Raw genomic sequence first — 17,960 nt, forward strand, 5'->3', positions numbered from 1 at the left:
AGCCGAACCAGTCTCCTGGTTCGGCTGAATTCCCTTATTTAATTTTCTTTTTTTGCCGCGTTTGTTTCGTGATGTTCTTCCACTTTTTCTGTTCTTCTGTTTGTGCGCGTTTGTCGGCTTTTCTTTCGATATAGGCGAGTTCTTTTTGCAGCTTGTTATAGCTGGTTAAGCGTCCGGAATCCAATGTACCTTCTTCAATGGCCTCCAATACCGCACAGCCCGGCTCATCCTTATGTTTACAATCCCGGAATCTGCACATTTCTCCTAACTCATCGATATCAGAAAACGTTTCGGTTAAACCATCTGAACTCTCCCAAAGCTGTATTTCTCGCATTCCTGGAGTGTCGATCAGGACACTGCCATTTGGAAGTTGAATCATTTCGCGGTGTGTGGTGGTGTGGCGACCCTTGTCATCCCCTTCACGAATCTCCTTGACAGCCTGCTTTTCAGCTCCCAACAATAAATTCGTTAAGGTTGACTTTCCTACACCCGAGGAACCTAACAATGCAATGGTTTTTCCAGGCTGTAGGAAAGGCTCAAGCTCTTCAATTCCCCTCTTCATTTCAGCACTAATCGCTATCACCGGTACTCCTCCAAAAGCGATCGCTTCAACTTCTGCAAGCTTCTCTTCAATATTTTCACAAAGATCTGCTTTACTTAAAACAATAACAGGATTGGCACCACTTTCCCATGTGAGCAACAGATAGCGTTCTATTCTTCTTAAATTAAGATCATCATTTAAGGAGTTCACAAGAAAAACGGTATCCACATTTGCAGCAACAATTTGCTCTTCAGCCGTCCTCCCTGCCGACTTACGAGAAAACTTGCTGAACCGCGGCATTACCGAATAAATCGTACCTTTACCTTCCTCCACCCGGGGCTTCAGCATGACCCAATCCCCGACCGCAGGATAGTCCTCGCGACTTAACGCTTCAAAGTTGAATTTTCCAGAAACCTCGCAAAGTAAATCTCCATGCTCCGTCCAGACACGATACATATGTTTATGTTCTAAGGCCACTCGACCGATAATCATCTCTTCACTTTGTTTTTGCGCTAAAAAATCGTTATTTATTTTTTCAGTTAATCCAATATTAATTAAATTCATCCATATTCCTCCAAAAATTTGCATAATAAAAAACCATAGGCAACACAGCCCATGGTTTTATTCACAAAAGGAATAATGGGTATAGATTCCCCTAACTGGTGAATCCGCGGGCTGTGCAAGAGTTATTGAAATGAACGGCAATTAACGTATTTTCATTTAACATTACACTTCACCCGCCTTCCGACTTATTTGTAATAAGTATATGTTATCTTTATCCATTTGTAAACAAAAAATCCAAATATAGACACCCACCTAAACATGCTTGAATAAATTAATTTGTAAAGAACGAAAGAAAGGAGCGAAGGGTATGTCTGGAAATAGAAATCATTCTGATTATCTTCAACGAGCTGCGATGTATGATTTATTGGCTCACAATTATAAATACTCTAATCCAAACCTACACATGCAATACTATTTGAAACATCTAAAATATATGAATAAAGCAATGATGGAACGTAATATCCAACAATCTCAAACGGAAGGAAGGGTCCGGTTCCTTCACACTTCACCTGATGCCCCCGAGGTTGACATTTATATAAATGGTCAAATGAAAGTGAAACGCCTTCCTTTTAGAGTGGCTAGCAATTATCTGCCATTAAAACCTGGAAAGTATCATATTGATATCTACCCAACGGGAAATTCAGTAGATAGTATGCTCAATAAGAGGATTACCGTTGAACCTGATAAATCATATACGCTGGCAATAATCGACCCGGTTAAAAAAATGCGTCTGCTTCCGTACCTTAATCAACCAGAAGTTCCAATTAATGAATCAAAAATCCGTTTTCTGCACTTATCACCGGATACAGGAACTATAGATATTGCTGTTAAAGACAGAGATGTAGTCTTTCCGAATATCTCGTACAAACAGACAACAGACTATCTAGGTATTATGCCGATGACAGTGGATTTAGAGATTAGAGAGGCTGGAACGAAAAACATCGTCCTGCCAATGCCAAAAGCACAGTTTCGTCCAAATGAAACCTATACGATAGTATTGATTGGCCTTTCAAAGGAAGATCCTGCATTACAAGCGATGATTTTAAAAGATTAAAAAATAAGGTGACTCACAATGTGTGAGGCACCTTATTCAACGGGTACAACTATGGTAAAAGCAATATCATCTTTTACTAAATCAAACTTATTTGCCTTTATTTTCACATCACTCTTTAACTTTAATTGCTGCATGTGTACGTGAATCATTTTATCATTTGGCAGAATATCGACTCCTTTTGGGAGCTTATAATTGTCTTTGATAAATTTCAGCACATAGGATACAGGCAATGGCAGGCTGCCAACCGAAATCGACTTCTGCTTTAGGACCAAATCGCCGTTATCTAATGCCTCTGGAACGAAGGTGAGTTTTAAATCTACTTCTTGACTAAAGAATTTTAATGTCCCGTATAATTCCACTTCATCCTGGAGCTGGACACTATAATCTATCGGTGAATCAGCCGCTTCCTTTTTAATATACTGGTTGATTAACACATTTAAATCAGCCTTATTCGATTTGACTTGAAAAGAAACACTGCTGTCGTCTGGGACACTTTGAATTTTTCCTTTCTCATCGGCAGGAACCATGATTAAAGATAAAAGAATGATAACAATAAAAAGATTTAACCCTACTATAAGAAAGAATCCCGTTTTCCATTTATTTTTCATAGAAATCCCTAATTCTCCTCTTTACTGACCATATACGCCTTCTTAACGAGATCAGGTAATGTCCGTTCTTCTAAGGTTTCATTTAACCGGTGTGCAATCAATTCATACCCTTTATTATTCGGATGAAAGTTATCACTATGAAGTAGACTTTCTGTTGGGTTCTTAAATAAATCTTCAATTCCTACAAAATAAGCATTCTGATAATTAGCAACGACACTTTGACTTGCGACGTTCCAATCGGAAACAATCTGGTCGAGCTCTTTTATATCAGAAAACCATTGAGAAAATGGATTGTATACCCCCACCAAAACAATATAGGCATCAGGATTTGCTCGGATAATCGTATTCATGATCTGGTATAAATGATTAATATATACTTCTTTTTCCTTATCAAAGATGGATAGCTGTAGATTTGAGATATTATCCTTTACTACCTTCATAATATCATTGCCGCCAATGGTTAATATGACTAAATCAGCAGTAGAAAGTTTGTCTTTTATCTCATCTGTTTGCAGCCTTTTTAATAATTGCGGGGTACGATTACCTTTTACACCGAAGTTATAGAAATCAACTTCCTTAATCCCCTTTTCTTCCTCGAGCAAAGTTCTTAAGTAAGGCAGGTATCCTCCTGTTTTTGTACTATCGCCAACACCTTCTGTTAAGGAATCACCAGCGGAAATAATGCTTATCTCCTTTGGGACAAAATCGGCAGGAACCTCTGCATAAACAACAGCTGAAGCCATCCGTTCTTCATGCAAATCCCAGCGATCGGATTGACTGCAAGAACTTAAGAAAAAAGTCGAAAGAATGAGAAGGATGAAAACTTCTTTCATTTTCTTCACCACCCTGTTACTAATGATATTATAACATGACGTAAATAATTCAAAACATGCTCGTACTATATCCTATTCATTTCCAAAAAAATAGACCTGGGAAAAGGTCTATTGCAACGCTTTAATATCACTAATCATTTCATCATACGGTACTTCTTTATACCCATCGTAGATTTTCTTAACCTTCTCATCTGGTCCCACTAAGAAAAAATAGGTCTGGTGAATAACCTGGTCACCTTCTTGTGGCTTTTTCACTAAGGTTTTGAATGTTTCCTTCGCATAGGTCTCAATAAATTCTTGTGAATAGCCTGTTAAAAAAGTCCAATTATCATCCTTCAGCCCGAAGTTCTTCGCGTACTCTGTAAGTTTTTCGGGTGTATCAACAGTAGGGTCGACACTAAATGAAACAAACTCAACATTTTCCAACTTTTCGTCTTCGACCATTTTTTGCAGCTTGGTCATGTTTGCCGTCATTGGCGGACATACATCTGCGCAATTGGTAAAAATAAAGTCAGCTACCCAAATCTTTCCATTCAAGTTCTTCTTTTCAAATGGTTTATTTTCTTGCGTCACAGCCGTAAAATCTTTGACTGGATAATCTAGCGGGTTCTGAATCCCCTTTTGTCCACAAGCAGATAGCAGCAATGCACTAATCACTAATAATAGAAACGCTAACCGATACTTCATATAGATCCCTCGCAGCTTTTTTATATTCGTGATAAGTTTAACAAAGATTTACGAAAGAGAAAAGAAAAGCGATTCTTAATCTATTACCCCTGTTTTTACAATTGTATTATTCACCTTTACCTCGAATGTTGCGTTCTTATACAACTCCCTCCATTCCTTTTCAGTAAGCGGTTTTGTGCGAATTTTCGCCATGTATTTATTCCCGATTCCAATTGGATCTACCTGTTTCTCTCGGAAATATTCCAGCAGCTGTTTGATTTGCTTTTCCATTTCTTTATTTATTATTTTTTCAATAAACTTAATGTTTTTGGCAGTGGTCAAATCTAAAGGCTCTGTTGTTTCGAGTAAACGTGAATCTAAATTAACATCCACACGAAAATGGAGTTTTTCCTTATCAATCAATTTAATTTTCGCATTGCTGCGAATACTATCTATGCTGATAAATAATTTATCGTAGACCTCCTTGCTTTCTCCTAGGTCCCTCTTCTTAATAATTTTTTTAAACTGTGAACGGTTGAAACCCATCTCATGTGTCCCTGATCTGTATCGATCCGAAAGAACCTTTGCATAAAATAGTTTATCACTTGCCAATTCACCAACAATCTTATCATTCTTAAAAAGTGCGATCCCAGAGATGATTACTCCATCGTCTTTAATCTTTAAAATCGGTAGGACCGGATCTCTACCATGATCCATGAAATTATGATTAAATTCATGCAGTGTAGGCGAAGTTAGCTGCTCACTCTCAACATTTTGTTTAATTAAATTGTATAGATATGTTCCTAAGTTCACCTTAAGTTTCTTCTCTTCGATAGTCATAATCGAAATCGCATCATTTTCTGCTATGGTTAAATAAACCATATTTCCCACGGTAGGATCACGGTTTAGCGCATCCACAAGCTGAGAGATTCCTTTCTTAGCAAGCTCTTTACTGTAAATCACACAGCGAAGCTGCCCAAGAACAAGCTTTTGATCAATCTCCAGATTCTGCTTTTGTCTTAATGCCTTACTTGTATTAGCTTTTACTGTAATGACCTTTGTTAGGTTTTCTGCTAAAGGATCGAACTTGTGAACAACTACTGTTCCTTTAATTTGGTTTTCTTTTTCTAAATCATAGCCCTGTGCTGTTATTAGACCTAATTTTTCCAATTGTTTCGTTTCTACACAACTAGACATAATTACCACAAAAGCAATATACAATACGAGGATTCTCCATTTATGACGTCTTGGCATGGCTATTTCTCCTCTTTAACCACCATTTTTTCATGAGGACAATCATAGCAAGAACAACAGGATAGCATATAGCAGTGTAGAAACCTGTTTTTGCAATGATATCTGTTACCATATTCATTTGATACCTTGCTTGGATTAAAAAAGTAGCACCAAAAGTAAGAATTGCAAAAAACCATATTCCTGTTTTTTGTTTTCGTTTTAAAATCCTCGAAAACCCTTTTGAAGCTGCCCACAAATACAAACACATATTGGGTAAAATGATTAACATCCAAAAGGATACGGCAATAAACTCAAATCTCTCTAGATTTGGAAGTCGGACAATTTTAAACATAGATAGAACAGGCCAGATTACTGCTTTGAGACTATCACCGGCAAAAAACACAATTGAGACCAATGTGATAAAACTAAACATCAACGTTGTAAACAAATTGGCTATCTGAACATACCTCATGCTTTTTCTTTTTTCCTTTATATAGGGATAAAAAAACATGACTAATTCAAATCCCATCATCGAAAGGGTTGTACTCTGCGCCCCTTTCAGAATTGATTTAATATCACTATTCATGATTGGAAACAAATGATTGAAGTCTGCATACCGAAGTGGTATAAAAGCAATAAACAAGATCCACATGGTTCCCAACACAGAGAGAAAGGCAATTCCGACAACCACTCGAATTCCTCCGTAAACACCGTATATGGTTAATAAGATGAGAACAAGTGCGAGCTGCCATGTTACTAAATTTGGAAAAATCCAAACTTGAACGATTTCGACATAATTCATAAAAATAACGAAAAAACTACTAATTAAATAGAGGATGTATACAAAGCTAAGGCTATTCCCGAGCCATTTACCAAACACATCGAGATGGATCCCATATAAATCAGCACTATCATATTGCCTGAGCATCATGATCATAAACCAAAGGACGATAGCGGTGACTGCCCCTGCTATCAACACAGAAATCCATGCATCATGCTGGGCCGCCAAATAAACGACCCTCGGAAGTCCTACAATACCTACCCCGGTTTGAACGCCATGAATTAGAAAAAATAGAAGAAACGTATTAAAAAGTAATCCTTCCTTCGGATGTAAGTTCACTTTCATCATGACCGCTCCTATTCATCTACATCCTTTTTCTGTTTCGCTTTTTTTGCAGAATATCGATCTTTATCTCCAGGCTGGTTTGTTACAGGACGGTAGGAAAGAAATTGACTCGGAAATCGAAATATACTATACCCCAAATCCCTCAAGTTCAATGGATAGACTGGTGCAAGGTATGGCCTGCCTAATGTATCCAATTTCAAAAGGTGAATAATGAAAAAGCAAAATGCGACCATAATCCCAATCCCCCCCCAAAAGCCAGCCAATAAAATGATGGGAAAGCGAATAATCCTTATGGCAGTACCCATCAAATAACTAGGAGTTGTAAATGAGCCAAGAGCACTTAATGCGATAATAATTATCAAAATATTACTTGTAAATCCTGCTTCTACTGCCGCTTGCCCGATAACGATACCGCCTACGATACCCATCGTCTGACCGACCTTTGTTGGCAGCCTGGCTCCAGCCTCTCGTAATAATTCAATGACAAATTCAAGTAGAAGGGCTTCAAAGACGGGTGGAAAAGGTACATTTGACCTTGATTGACCTAATGACACAAGTAATGGTGATGGAATGACTTCATAATGATACGTCAATACCGCTACATAGGCAGGGGTTAAAAGTACAGATAAAAAGGTGGCCGTTAAGCGCAGAATTCGTAGGAAAAAACCCATATTCCAGCGCATATATACATCTTCCGTTGACTCAAAAAAAGTGAAAAAGGGTGTTGGACCATAAATGGCATCAGGACTTCGGTCCATTAAGACGGCAACTCTTCCAGACATTAACGCAAGCGTAATCCGATCTGGAAGCTCGGTTGTCATCAATTGCGGGAAAATAGACCAGCTGTTTCCTTCAATTAACTGACCAAGCACTGTGGTCCCTTGCACATGATCGATTTCTAATTGACTTACTCTTTGCCTGAATGTATTAATATTTTCTTCTTCTGCAATGCCCTTTATATAAACGAGTTTCGCACTCGTTTTTGACCTGGTTCCAATTTTCAAATCTTCCATACATAAATCAGGATCTTTTATATTGTTCCTTATTATGTTGACATTCCCAAGAAGCGATTCGGTAAAAGCAATTTTCGGACCAAAAACAAGTGATTCCGTTTCTGCATGTGATAAACTTCTTTCAACCGTATTACTCAAATTGGCTAACAAACCGAATGGTTCGCCTTCCGAATAAATGTACGTTTTCCCTTCGATTAAAGCCTTAACAATTTCATTTAATTGATTAGCTCCTGATAAATCAGTTATCGGAAGAATTTGTGCGAGCTCCTCAACACTCCAGCCTACTTCTGTTTTCTCTTGAATTGGCTTTAGAATGTAATCATCCACACCCGTTTTATCGATCAAGCTGCTGACAAAACAAATGACTATTTTTTTATCATTTCTTTTTAATGTTCGAAACAATAAGTCTGAACAGGCAACGAGCTCTTTTTTTATTTGTTCCTTTAATTCATCAATCACAAGGCTATGTGCCTTTTCTCCTTCTGGCGTTTTTTTTCCGGACATCCATTTAAACATTGGCAGCACCTTTGAAAAATCAATTTTTTATAGCTTTACCAAATATTCTAATTTTACCCAAAAACAACTCTGCAAAGTTAACGCAATAGACACTATGCAATAAGGTTTATGGAAATATGAAGTTATGGTATCATGAATGAGTATTCATTCATTGAGACGGAATATTATGATAAATAAAAGTTGAGGTGATAATTGATGAGAACAATTGGTCCAATTATGATTATTGAAGGAGCAAATCATAGTAAAGTTCCATTTTCAAGAAGCTTGTATATTAATAGTAAAGATAAGGTGTTTATTGATACCGGTGCAGACCCAGCAGAGCTGCTAGCATTAAATGAAGAATATGGAGTGGAATTGGTTGTCAACACCCATTACCATCCTGATCATACATTGCATAACCATTTGTTTCGAGATATAGAAAAATGGATAAATCCATTGGAGTTTGAAACCATTCAGTCAATCGAAGGAATTGCAAGAGGGAACGGAATCTACCAGGAGTGGGGTCCTGGAGGTGTAGAAGCATTGCGAAAGCACATGCCAAAGGAATGGGTTCAAAACCTCGGTGAAATTTCCGGAACGTATCAATACGATGAAGAATACAACTTTAGTGGTGTAAAGGTAAACTTTCTACATACACCTGGGCATACAAAAGGATATACTTCTCCCTATTTCACAGAACTTGGCGTTGTCTATGCTGGTGATTTCGATATGACTTCCTTTGGACCGTGGTACTTTGGCACCGATGGGGATATTGACGAATTTATTGCATCGAGTAAAGTACTATTAGAGTTGGATGCAGAAACCTACATCACCGGCCATCAAAAAGGAGTTTTCACAAGACAAGAATTTATAGAAGCTATGGGCATTTTTATTGGGATTATTGAACAACGTGACGAAATAATTGAAAGGTATGTACTTCAGGGAATGAATTTCGAAGAGTTAACAAATATCGGTATCTTTTATCCGAAAAAAATGCTTGATGTGTTGATTCTGAAGACGTGGGAACGGAGCGGGCTTCGCAAGCATTTGAAGCGACTTGGGTTTTCAGTTCATGGATCTGAAATACAGTTGGTCAACAAATAAGGATGGTGCATAACTGCACCATCCTCGCTTTATTCGAAGTAATACATGATAGCAATTGTACCCGGTCCTGTATGGGTACTGATTGTTGGACCTGTGTAATCAACAAAAATATCGTCGTAGCCTGTTAATTCTATGATAGAGTCTTTTAATTTTACAGCCAACTCGAGTGCTTCTGCATGAACAATGCCCACACGTTTGACAGTCTTTCCTTTTACATCCTCTGCAAATTGCTTGGCGAGCCATTTAACTACTTGTGAATGACTTCGGACCTTTGCTACCGGATTGTATTCGGCACCTTCTAATGAAGCGATTGGCTTAATATTAAGTAAGGAACCAATGAATGCCCTCCCTTTCCCAATCCGTCCGCCTTTCACCATATTCTCTAATGTATCTATCATAATATATAGCTTCGAGTTTTGACGGACAGAATCGAGACGGCCGAGGATTTCCTCTAGACTTTTACCCTGCTTTGCCATTTCAGCAGCTTCTCGAACCTGAAACTGAAGGGCAATCGAAATGAACTCAGAGTCAACCACTGTTACCTTGGTCTTCGTCATTTGCGCAGCACTTTCAGCAGAACGAACCGTCCCGCTCATTTTACCTGTCATATGTATAGAAATCACTTCATAGCCTTCTTCCCCGAGTTTGTCATACACTTCAAGGAAGGTTCCAGCAGAAGGCTGCGAGCTTTTCGGTAAATCCTTTAAGCCTTTCATCGTTTCCATAAATTCAGCAGGTTGAATTTCTACACGGTCTAGATAGGTTTCTCCATTTATCGTTACGGATAAAGGCACAACCACAACACCTAGTTGGTCAGCCTGTTCTATTGTCATATCCATCGTTGAATCCGTGACAATCTTAATCTTGCTCATTTACTCACATCCCTAGAATTACTCCATTGTATTATACATGTTCCCTATTCTATATGATATAAATCCACCTATTTTCATGAAAAAAATGTGAAAAATAAAAGAACACCGGATATCCGATGTTCGAAAGGTATTAAGCGTTATTCTTTAATTCTTCTACTTTAAACAGTGCTTCATAATCAGGCCATTTCATTACCTTTTTCAAATACTCTTTAAACGAATAGCATTTTTTCGGTTTCTTTTCCTGATAAAGCGACGTAATAAAATTTTGTAAACGGACTTGGATCATAAATTTATAAGTGCTACCTTCCTCCAATACAGGAATATCCATGACTTTAACCTTCTGTCCAACAACATTTTTGAACTCTAGGCTTTTGAATAACAAAATATCAATCCTCTTTTTCACCCGTTTGTATATATTATACACCTAAGAGCGCTCGAAATGTGTCTAAATCTGCTTGGATTAAAAAATATTTAGAAACATTTATTAAAGAAAACTTTATGGGGAATAGAAAAAACAAAAATAATTACCCCCATTCGTTTTATTAAATGAGGGCATTTTTTTTAGCATATTCTCGGAAACATCGTTCCTGTTAATCTATTCAACAATCTCTTTGATCCAAGTGGTGTTTCTAATAGTAATTGTCCTTTCTGTTTTCCTATAATAGAACCAATAACTACTGCATCGTGCCCTTCAAAGAAATCTCGTAAAATATCTAACACTTTATCTTTTTCCTTAGCGGATACAATGATTATCGCTTTTCCTTCATTTGCAAGGTAAAGTGGATCAAAGCCTAATATATCACATGCCCCGTTTACTTCTTCTCTAACAGGTAAATCAACTTCATTGATTTTCATCGTTAAATGAAAATCCTCTGCGATTTCTACAAGAGTTGTTGCTAATCCGCCTCTTGTAGGATCACGCATGATTCGGACTCCGCTTGTCTGTTGGAGAACTTCAGCTAACATTCTATTAAGTGAAGCACAATCACTATTAATCGGTACAGTTATTCCTAATTCGCCCCTGGCAGCTAGGACGGCAATACCGTGATCACCGATTGTACCAGATACAATTATTGCATCCCCTTCTTCAAATTCAAGACTGCAGCCAATACCTGGTTCATAAATACCTATACCGGTTGTGTTGATATAAACACCATCTGCACTTCCACGTTCGACTACTTTTGTATCTCCTGCTACAATCGCCACACCTGTTTTTCTCGCTTCATTTGCCATATCGGTGACAATTTTCTTTAAGTCCGAAATAGGAAAGCCTTCTTCGATCACAAACCCGCAGGTAAGAAAGGATGGCTTTGCTCCACTAACCGCAAGGTCGTTGACTGTTCCTGCAACAGCTAACTTTCCAATCGATCCACCTGGAAAAAAGATTGGCTTTATAACGAACGAGTCTGTTGAGACAGCAATTTGCTTGGAAGTTAGTGTTATTTCTGCAGCATCAAACATCGCTGCTTTTCCTTCGCCAAATGCCTCAACAAATAAATCACGAATTAACAAGTGGCTTAGTTCACCACCATCACCATGTGCTAGACTGATATATTTTTCCATCATAAACTCTCCCTCATGTATTGATAGTGTGCGGCACAGCTTCCTTCTGCAGAAACCATACATGGTCCGATTGGGTTCATTGGGTGGCAAGCTTTACTGAATAATGAACATTCAGATGGTGAGATTAGTCCTCTGATCACCTCGCCGCAGCGGCATTTTGTTTTTCGCGGTTCTCCTACATTCACCGCGAATCGTTTCTTCGCATTGTATTGGTCATACTCTGCTTTTAAATCTAAGCCGCTGTTCGGAATGACCCCGATTCCCCTCCATGCTTCATTGCATTCTGTTAAGTATTTTTCAAACCATTGATGGATTACTTGATTACCAGTTTTCGTAACTATTGCTGGATGATTGTTTATGATGGCAACTTGATCCTTTATTCCCAAATCAATTGCTTTATAGATTCCAGATAGTAATTCTGCTGTCTCAAATCCGGTAATGACACCGGAAATATTGTATTTATCGACTAAGTATTGATAGGATTCTTTCCCTAATACGATGGACACATGTCCAGGTAATAAGAAGCCGTCCAAATTCACTTCACCAGCATCTAGTAAGTAGCGCAATACTGGTTCCACTAGCTTCGTTGTCATCCAAATTGAAAAGTTGTTAACGCCACGTTTTTCAGCCTCTCCCACCATCAAGGTTAGGATAGGAATGGTAGTTTCAAAGCCTACTCCAAGAAAAATAACCTCTTTGTCAGGGTTTTCTTCCGCAATCTTTACTGCATCTACTGGAGAGTAAAGAACTCGTATATCTTTGCCAGCAATCTTTGAGTCTAGCAGTGTTTTGTTAGAACCAGGTACACGCATCATGTCGCCAAACGTACAGATAATCCGGTTATCACCTTCTGCAAGGGCAATCATCGCGTCAATCGAACGTTGATCGGTTACACACACAGGACATCCCGGTCCAGAAATTAAGTTAACATCGTCCTTCAAGCATTGCTTCACACCTGTTCTCGCTAGTGCCATCGTATGCGATCCGCACACCTCCATGAAGGCAGGCTTGCGGCCGAATTTTTGCTGAAACACCTTTGCTTTTTCAATTACGGCTTCTACCAATGGTTTACAGATTTCTGGGTTATTTGACTGCTTCAGAATTTCGAGCATGAATTAGCTTCCTCCATTCCTCCAAACTTTGTCTTGCATAGGTTTCATCGACAATACTCATTGCCTGACCAGCATGAACGATCACATAATCCCCAAGCTCTACCTCGGGGATAAAGATTGTCCCCACTGTAGTCTGTGATCCCATTACATCAACTACTGCACTATATTCCATCTTTTCGATTACTTTAGCTGGTACTCCAACACACATTCGTTAGCACTCCTTTTTGCAGCGGCAACAACTAATTGCCCGTAGGATAATCCTCCATCATTACAAGGAACCTTTTCCGAAAAATAAACGTTAAACTCTCTTTCTCTTAGTTCTGTATTTAGTCTTTTCCGCAAATAACGGTTATGAATACTGCCTCCTGATAAAACAACATTGTGATTTGCAGCAGGCATTCTACTTAACAATTTTTCCATTGCAGCAACAATCGCTTGGACTACAGTTTCATGGAATTTCCCACTTATTAGAGTTACATTAACCCCCGCTAATACATCCAGGGCTATTACTTCGATCATTCTCGAAAAATCAATGGTGAGAATTTCTTTTTCAAGCAAATCATAAGGATAAGGTTCATAAACAACCCTTTCATCAGCCAGTTCAGCTAATTTAATCGCTGCTTCCCCATCATAGCTTGATACCTTCGTAACTCCGCACAGTGCACTCACTGCATCAAATAGTCTTCCGCATGTACCTGCTTGGACGGTGTTAATATTTTTTTTAATCATGATTTTTAATATATCAATCTCAGAAACTTTCTCTGAAAAAATAATCTTTGCAAGTTGTTCTCCTTTTTCACCAAGAAGCGAAATCAGCATTGCCACTGCATTCCTCCATGGTTCACGAATACACTTTTCACTTCCTGGCAGCGGCGTATAGTGTAAATGAGCAATGCGTTCAAATTCAACAGTGTCACCATAGAAAATTTCAAACCCCCAGATGTTTTCATCAAGACCATAACCAGTGCCATCTAAAATGATCCCAAATGCTTTTCCTTCTATATGATGCTCTTCCAGAACGGTTGCCATATGTGCATGGTGATGCTGGACCTCAATAACCTCTTCAAACGCATATTCTTTTACTAATCTCTGAACTTGGTAGTCAGGGTGGGCGTCGATGACAGCCACAGACTTCGGGGTATCTATCCATTTTAAAAGATGTTCCAATTCCTGTTGATAGTGTTGAATGGTCTCTACATTTTCTAAATCACCTATATGTGGACCAACAAATATCTGCTCATTCCGTCCGATGGTAAATGTCGTCTTTTGCTGACCTCCAAACGCTACAATTCCCGATACATCGACAGTTGTCGAAAAAGGGTCGGGAACGTATCCCCGTGATCGCCGTAAGAAATCAACCTTTCCGTCATTGATTTGGACAACGGAGTCATCTACTGGGTGGAGAATCTCACGATTATGGATCAGATAGTATTCAGCAATTCCCGCTAAATATTGATACGCTTCTTCGTTCTTATAAAGAATAGGCATTCCCGAAGGATTCGCACTTGTCATCACAAGGCAATCCAGCTCAGGATCTACAAACAATAAATGGTGCAATGGTGAGTACGGAAGCATGACACCAATTGTCCCCGTCGCAGGTGCTACACCTTCTGCTAGTTGGTACTGTTTATTTTTCTTTACTACTAAAATTGGTGATTCGGGACTGGTCAGTACTTCCCTTTCATCTTTACTAATCACCGCAAATCCCCTTGCTGCCGATAGTGATGAAGCCATAACAGCTAGCGGTCGATTAGGTCTTTTCTTTCGACTTCTTAGTGCCATTACTGCTTCTTGATTCCTTGCATCGCAAGCAAGGTGATAACCGCCAATGCCTTTGATGGCAACAATATTCCCTGCTTTTAATAGAGAGATAGTTTCCATAATGTGATTATCTGAATCTTTTTCCATTCCATCTTTATCAAGCAGCCACACCTTTGGTCCGCATTCCGGACAGGCAATCGGCTGTGCATGATGGCGGCGGTTTGTCGGGTCCTCATATTCTCTCTTGCAATCCTCACACATCGGAAAGGATTTCATTGAAGTATAGGGGCGATCATAGGGTAATTCTTCAATAATCGTGTAGCGCGGCCCACACTGGGTACAGTTGATAAACGGATATTGATAACGGAAATCTTCTGGGTCATTCATCTCGTTTATACAATCCTCACAAATGGCGGAATCAATCGGAATAACGAGCATCGAGGTTCCGCTACGCTCGCTTGGAATAATAGTAAAGTCGTTGAAACCCTGTACTTCTGTCTCTACTACTTCAATTTCATTAATTTTTGATAGTCTTGGAGCTTTATTTTTTAAGTCAGATTGAAAGTGTTGTATTGCTACTGACTCACCTTCAAGATGAATTTTGACGCCGTCCATATTATTTTGTACAGTTCCATTCAATAGGTAGGTATCGGCAAGTTGAAAGACAAACGGTCGGAATCCAACCCCTTGTACCCTTCCTCTCACGGCAACTTTTACGGCCGTACGCATCGCTCATATGCTCCTTCAATCCATGAGAACCATTCATGCAGCCCTTCCTTTGTTCGTGCAGACAGAGGAAGTAAAGAAGAATTTGGATTGATTTCTGATAGATCTCTCCGCGCTTCTTCCACACTGAAATCTAAGTAAGGTAGTAAATCGATTTTATTTAATAGAACTAGTTCGGTACGCATAAACATCTGTGGATATTTAGGGATTTTATCATTACCCTCTGGCACGCTTAGAACAGCGACTTTATGCTGTTGTCCAAGGTCGTAGCCGGAAGGGCAGACAAGATTACCGACATTTTCAATGAAAAGAATATCTACTTCATCGAGATCAAATTCACTTAGTGCAGCGGCTACCATTCTCGCATCAAGATGACAGCCTCCGTGGGTATTGATTTGAACGGCTTTGGCACCCATTGCCCGTATCCGATCAGCATCCCTCTCCGTTGCTAGGTCACCCTCAATGACCGCAATCTTATACTTTCCAGACAGCTCGCGGACGGTTTCCTCAAGCAGTGTCGTTTTACCCGCACCAGGAGAACTCATTAAATTAATTACCAAGGTTTTTGTATTTGTGAACAGCTCTCGATTAAATTCTGCTGCCTTATTGTTGTTCGTTAATACATCTGTTCTTAGTGCTACCTTCATTTGCCATTACTCCCTTCGTATGATAAAACTTGGAATGTTTCCCCTGCCATTACTTTTCCCGAAGGAATATGACAGCTAGGACAGAGTGCTATTTTCATATCTGGACGATATTCACTTCCGCATAAGACACAGGAAGCCTTGGCTTCTTCAATATGAATGACCAATTCTGCACCTGTAGTAAAAAGATGAAGATTTTGATCACGGTAGATATCAAAGGCCATTCTGAGAGAATCTGGCATGGCATTCGAAATTTCGCCAACAATTATTTCAATTTTTTCGATTTTTTCAATCCCTCTTGAGGCTGCGTCTTCGTGAACAAGCTGAAGGATATCTCCCATTAGCGCCATTTCATGCATGAAAATCACCTTTCGCGAAACCGATTTGATAGATTTGGTCCCTCTTCCTAAATGGTAGTGATGTTAATCGTAATTCTCCTGTATTTGTCTTAAAATTAAATTCTTTTTGACAATTCAAACATTTCCCACTTGAATATAGTGTCGAAAGAGTAATAATTTGTGAACATACAGGACAAATTCCATTCCATGCCTGCATGTTCACACCGTGGCGCACTAGAATAACCGCTTTTCCATGAAAATATTTCATTTCAAGGTCGCTGATCCAATCACTTTCTTTCATTAAAGGAATCCAGGTTATACCGAGCGCTCTATCCGCCGCACCTTCAAGTTTTTCTAAATCACCTTGAATGAAAGGTTCATAGACAGACTTTACAGTTTGGAATACTCCATCGCCCAATTCTTTAAAAAAATCAAGCCGTTTCATAACTCTGTCTCCAATAATTAACTTGATTAAGCACCACATCTCTAAGCGCTCCAAGATTTTGTTGGATTGTATCTGTTAATTCAACACCTAATTCCAGCGAGTACGGCTGCATTCCAAACATAACAATTTCTTTCGGATAGCGTTCTCTTAGCTTTGCTGCCATCAATACCTCTTGAAAACCAAGTTGATGAACGGACATCTTGATACCGAAATAAGCAGGAATTTCATCACCCACTAACGTGATGATGGTGCCAGGCACCTTTCCGGCATTGATCGCGTCAATAATGATTAGGTTTTCCGCATCCTCAACCGGTCCTAGCAATCTCATCCCATCCGTCAAACCTTCGATAATTTCGACATCTTCATAATCTGACAAGGCTTCTCTCAATAATGGTAAAAGGTGAATGCCAACACCCTCATCAGAAAAGAGGGTGTTGCCAATTCCTAATATCGTGATTTTTCTATTCATTATTTTTTTCACCAACTGACTTATTCGTTGTTGTTTTATAGCCTGTGAACATGGAAGAAATACAGCCATTTCGATCAAGATAGTCATCCCGGAAAGCTAGATAAATGTGAATAACTGTAAATAACATGAAACCCCACATCCCCCAGTGATGCCATGAACGGACGGTAAAGCTGTCGCCTCCGAAAACAAACGGCACCCAGGTAAACAATTTCCCCCAGAAGGAATTGAGCTGCGGCTCAAAGTACATATAGAAACCGGTTAACATGACAATCCATGAGCACAATCCGATGAAAATCCAGTAACTTAACTGCGCCAATGGATTGTGACCGACATAGTGAGGCTTTTTATTTGGTAAGAATAAATAGAACTTAACCGCTTCAAATACTTCCTTCACAAATATCCACCTGAAAGGATTTGAGGTTGCAAACTTATTTCCGACAAAGGTCCAATATAAGCGGTACATATGATTAATCACAAAGATAAAAGCGAAAAAGAAATGGATATATCTCGCCCAGCCCATTAAGTTTGAATAATAGGCTTCTTCCGGGATGATAGCAGCGGTCATCGGATTCCCAATAAAGATACCCGTTGCCGTCAGGGCAATGATTGCCAGCATATTGACCCAATGCCAAATCCTTACCGGCAGTTCCCATACATAGGCTCTTACTTCATTTTTTACAGGCTTATAAAGTATTGGCCGTTCTGTGTGAAATATATTTTCACAGTTGGGATCAATTTTGATATCAGGTGGATTCGGCCCGTGATTTGGTAATTTTGGTGCAGCCATTTATCT

At 39.2% G+C, this 17,960-nt stretch carries 20 protein-coding genes; 2 read left to right on the top strand and 18 right to left on the bottom strand.

Annotated features, from left to right (window positions below; genetic code table 11):
* Positions 1 to 34: 34 nt before the first annotated feature.
* A complete protein-coding gene (gene rsgA, locus MLOOGBEN_RS15755) occupies positions 35 to 1,105 on the bottom strand; it encodes a ribosome small subunit-dependent GTPase A (RefSeq protein ID WP_179159209.1) in 1,071 nt (356 codons plus the stop codon).
* A 307-nt stretch (positions 1,106 to 1,412) separates the two neighbouring features.
* On the opposite strand from rsgA, the gene MLOOGBEN_RS15760 reads away from it, so the two are divergent.
* Positions 1,413 to 2,159 (top strand): DUF4397 domain-containing protein, encoded by a 747-nt coding sequence (locus tag MLOOGBEN_RS15760; protein ID WP_179159210.1) that lies wholly within the window; start codon positions 1,413 to 1,415, stop codon positions 2,157 to 2,159.
* Positions 2,160 to 2,191: 32 nt separating this feature from the next.
* Here MLOOGBEN_RS15760 and MLOOGBEN_RS15765 read toward each other — a convergent pair whose 3' ends face one another.
* The 6 genes from MLOOGBEN_RS15765 to MLOOGBEN_RS15790 form a co-directional block, all read right to left on the bottom strand.
* Positions 2,192 to 2,767 (bottom strand): YpmS family protein, encoded by a 576-nt coding sequence (locus MLOOGBEN_RS15765; protein WP_179159211.1) that lies wholly within the window; start codon positions 2,765 to 2,767, stop codon positions 2,192 to 2,194.
* A gap of 8 nt (positions 2,768 to 2,775) precedes the next feature.
* A complete protein-coding gene (locus MLOOGBEN_RS15770) occupies positions 2,776 to 3,600 on the bottom strand; it encodes an SGNH/GDSL hydrolase family protein (RefSeq protein WP_179159212.1) in 825 nt (274 codons plus the stop codon).
* 108 nt (positions 3,601 to 3,708) lie between these two features.
* Complete coding sequence (locus tag MLOOGBEN_RS15775) at positions 3,709 to 4,287, bottom strand: SCO family protein (protein ID WP_179159213.1); 579 nt, start codon at positions 4,285 to 4,287, stop codon at positions 3,709 to 3,711.
* Between the two features lie 75 nt (positions 4,288 to 4,362).
* Positions 4,363 to 5,520 carry a Ger(x)C family spore germination protein gene (locus MLOOGBEN_RS15780; protein WP_179159214.1) on the bottom strand — a complete coding sequence of 386 codons (1,158 nt, stop codon included), beginning with the start codon at positions 5,518 to 5,520 and terminating at the stop codon, positions 4,363 to 4,365.
* Positions 5,504 to 6,625, bottom strand: a complete 1,122-nt coding sequence (locus MLOOGBEN_RS15785) for a GerAB/ArcD/ProY family transporter (RefSeq protein ID WP_179159215.1) — start codon at positions 6,623 to 6,625, stop codon at positions 5,504 to 5,506. Before MLOOGBEN_RS15785 ends, MLOOGBEN_RS15780 begins: the two co-directional genes overlap by 17 nt.
* 11 nt (positions 6,626 to 6,636) lie before the next feature.
* Entirely contained in the window at positions 6,637 to 8,154 is a 1,518-nt protein-coding gene (locus MLOOGBEN_RS15790) for a spore germination protein (protein ID WP_179159216.1), read from the bottom strand.
* Positions 8,155 to 8,349: 195 nt separating this feature from the next.
* On the opposite strand from MLOOGBEN_RS15790, the gene MLOOGBEN_RS15795 reads away from it, so the two are divergent.
* A complete protein-coding gene (locus MLOOGBEN_RS15795; RefSeq protein ID WP_179159217.1) occupies positions 8,350 to 9,237 on the top strand; it encodes an MBL fold metallo-hydrolase in 888 nt (295 codons plus the stop codon).
* 29 nt (positions 9,238 to 9,266) lie between these two features.
* Here the strand turns inward: MLOOGBEN_RS15795 and MLOOGBEN_RS15800 are convergent, their stop codons facing one another.
* The 11 genes from MLOOGBEN_RS15800 to cybH all read right to left on the bottom strand — a co-directional run bounded on the left by MLOOGBEN_RS15800 (position 9,267) and on the right by cybH (position 17,954).
* Positions 9,267 to 10,109, bottom strand: coding sequence for a DegV family protein (locus MLOOGBEN_RS15800; RefSeq protein ID WP_179159218.1), 843 nt, complete (start codon positions 10,107 to 10,109; stop codon positions 9,267 to 9,269).
* A gap of 130 nt (positions 10,110 to 10,239) precedes the next feature.
* Entirely contained in the window at positions 10,240 to 10,491 is a 252-nt protein-coding gene (locus MLOOGBEN_RS15805) for a DUF2535 family protein (protein ID WP_179159219.1), read from the bottom strand.
* Between the two features lie 179 nt (positions 10,492 to 10,670).
* Positions 10,671 to 11,672: a hydrogenase expression/formation protein HypE gene (gene hypE, locus MLOOGBEN_RS15810; protein ID WP_179159220.1), complete on the bottom strand. Its 1,002-nt coding sequence runs from the start codon at positions 11,670 to 11,672 to the stop codon at positions 10,671 to 10,673.
* On the bottom strand, positions 11,672 to 12,784 hold the full coding sequence (hypD, locus tag MLOOGBEN_RS15815; protein ID WP_179159221.1) for a hydrogenase formation protein HypD: 1,113 nt from the start codon (positions 12,782 to 12,784) through the stop codon (positions 11,672 to 11,674). Before hypD ends, hypE begins: the two co-directional genes overlap by 1 nt.
* Positions 12,756 to 12,992 (bottom strand): HypC/HybG/HupF family hydrogenase formation chaperone, encoded by a 237-nt coding sequence (locus MLOOGBEN_RS15820; RefSeq protein ID WP_179159222.1) that lies wholly within the window; start codon positions 12,990 to 12,992, stop codon positions 12,756 to 12,758. The genes hypD and MLOOGBEN_RS15820 overlap by 29 nt, the downstream gene beginning before the upstream one ends.
* Positions 12,965 to 15,274 carry a carbamoyltransferase HypF gene (gene hypF / locus MLOOGBEN_RS15825; RefSeq protein WP_179159223.1) on the bottom strand — a complete coding sequence of 770 codons (2,310 nt, stop codon included), beginning with the start codon at positions 15,272 to 15,274 and terminating at the stop codon, positions 12,965 to 12,967. The genes MLOOGBEN_RS15820 and hypF overlap by 28 nt, the downstream gene beginning before the upstream one ends.
* Positions 15,259 to 15,918, bottom strand: coding sequence for a hydrogenase nickel incorporation protein HypB (hypB, locus tag MLOOGBEN_RS15830; protein WP_179159224.1), 660 nt, complete (start codon positions 15,916 to 15,918; stop codon positions 15,259 to 15,261). Before hypB ends, hypF begins: the two co-directional genes overlap by 16 nt.
* Positions 15,915 to 16,274 (bottom strand): hydrogenase maturation nickel metallochaperone HypA/HybF, encoded by a 360-nt coding sequence (locus tag MLOOGBEN_RS15835; RefSeq protein WP_179159225.1) that lies wholly within the window; start codon positions 16,272 to 16,274, stop codon positions 15,915 to 15,917. The genes hypB and MLOOGBEN_RS15835 overlap by 4 nt, the downstream gene beginning before the upstream one ends.
* A complete protein-coding gene (locus MLOOGBEN_RS15840) occupies positions 16,267 to 16,698 on the bottom strand; it encodes a hypothetical protein (RefSeq protein ID WP_179159226.1) in 432 nt (143 codons plus the stop codon). The genes MLOOGBEN_RS15835 and MLOOGBEN_RS15840 overlap by 8 nt, the downstream gene beginning before the upstream one ends.
* Positions 16,685 to 17,167, bottom strand: coding sequence for a HyaD/HybD family hydrogenase maturation endopeptidase (locus tag MLOOGBEN_RS15845; protein WP_179159227.1), 483 nt, complete (start codon positions 17,165 to 17,167; stop codon positions 16,685 to 16,687). Before MLOOGBEN_RS15845 ends, MLOOGBEN_RS15840 begins: the two co-directional genes overlap by 14 nt.
* Positions 17,160 to 17,954, bottom strand: a complete 795-nt coding sequence (gene cybH, locus MLOOGBEN_RS15850) for a Ni/Fe-hydrogenase, b-type cytochrome subunit (RefSeq protein WP_179159228.1) — start codon at positions 17,952 to 17,954, stop codon at positions 17,160 to 17,162. Before cybH ends, MLOOGBEN_RS15845 begins: the two co-directional genes overlap by 8 nt.
* Positions 17,955 to 17,960 lie beyond the last annotated feature (6 nt).

It is taken from the genome of Bacillus sp. EB106-08-02-XG196, from assembly GCF_013396335.1.
Classification (GTDB): domain Bacteria; phylum Bacillota; class Bacilli; order Bacillales; family Cytobacillaceae; genus Neobacillus.

What these genes read in the sequence shown, in the direction of transcription:
- rsgA (WP_179159209.1), bottom strand. Translation starts at nt 1,105, where the DNA reads ATGAATTTAATTAATATTGGATTAACTGAAAAAATAAATAACGATTTT.
- hypD (WP_179159221.1), bottom strand. Translation starts at nt 12,784, where the DNA reads ATGCTCGAAATTCTGAAGCAGTCAAATAACCCAGAAATCTGTAAACCA.
- MLOOGBEN_RS15770 (WP_179159212.1), bottom strand. Translation starts at nt 3,600, where the DNA reads ATGAAAGAAGTTTTCATCCTTCTCATTCTTTCGACTTTTTTCTTAAGT.
- MLOOGBEN_RS15760 (WP_179159210.1), top strand. Translation starts at nt 1,413, where the DNA reads ATGTCTGGAAATAGAAATCATTCTGATTATCTTCAACGAGCTGCGATG.
- MLOOGBEN_RS15820 (WP_179159222.1), bottom strand. Translation starts at nt 12,992, where the DNA reads ATGTGTGTTGGAGTACCAGCTAAAGTAATCGAAAAGATGGAATATAGT.
- MLOOGBEN_RS15795 (WP_179159217.1), top strand. Translation starts at nt 8,350, where the DNA reads ATGAGAACAATTGGTCCAATTATGATTATTGAAGGAGCAAATCATAGT.
- MLOOGBEN_RS15785 (WP_179159215.1), bottom strand. Translation starts at nt 6,625, where the DNA reads ATGAAAGTGAACTTACATCCGAAGGAAGGATTACTTTTTAATACGTTT.
- hypF (WP_179159223.1), bottom strand. Translation starts at nt 15,274, where the DNA reads ATGCGTACGGCCGTAAAAGTTGCCGTGAGAGGAAGGGTACAAGGGGTT.
- MLOOGBEN_RS15840 (WP_179159226.1), bottom strand. Translation starts at nt 16,698, where the DNA reads ATGAAACGGCTTGATTTTTTTAAAGAATTGGGCGATGGAGTATTCCAA.
- hypB (WP_179159224.1), bottom strand. Translation starts at nt 15,918, where the DNA reads ATGAAGGTAGCACTAAGAACAGATGTATTAACGAACAACAATAAGGCA.
- MLOOGBEN_RS15845 (WP_179159227.1), bottom strand. Translation starts at nt 17,167, where the DNA reads ATGAATAGAAAAATCACGATATTAGGAATTGGCAACACCCTCTTTTCT.
- hypE (WP_179159220.1), bottom strand. Translation starts at nt 11,672, where the DNA reads ATGGAAAAATATATCAGTCTAGCACATGGTGATGGTGGTGAACTAAGC.
- MLOOGBEN_RS15775 (WP_179159213.1), bottom strand. Translation starts at nt 4,287, where the DNA reads ATGAAGTATCGGTTAGCGTTTCTATTATTAGTGATTAGTGCATTGCTG.
- MLOOGBEN_RS15835 (WP_179159225.1), bottom strand. Translation starts at nt 16,274, where the DNA reads ATGCATGAAATGGCGCTAATGGGAGATATCCTTCAGCTTGTTCACGAA.
- MLOOGBEN_RS15790 (WP_179159216.1), bottom strand. Translation starts at nt 8,154, where the DNA reads ATGTTTAAATGGATGTCCGGAAAAAAAACGCCAGAAGGAGAAAAGGCA.
- MLOOGBEN_RS15765 (WP_179159211.1), bottom strand. Translation starts at nt 2,767, where the DNA reads ATGAAAAATAAATGGAAAACGGGATTCTTTCTTATAGTAGGGTTAAAT.
- cybH (WP_179159228.1), bottom strand. Translation starts at nt 17,954, where the DNA reads ATGGCTGCACCAAAATTACCAAATCACGGGCCGAATCCACCTGATATC.
- MLOOGBEN_RS15800 (WP_179159218.1), bottom strand. Translation starts at nt 10,109, where the DNA reads ATGAGCAAGATTAAGATTGTCACGGATTCAACGATGGATATGACAATA.
- MLOOGBEN_RS15780 (WP_179159214.1), bottom strand. Translation starts at nt 5,520, where the DNA reads ATGCCAAGACGTCATAAATGGAGAATCCTCGTATTGTATATTGCTTTT.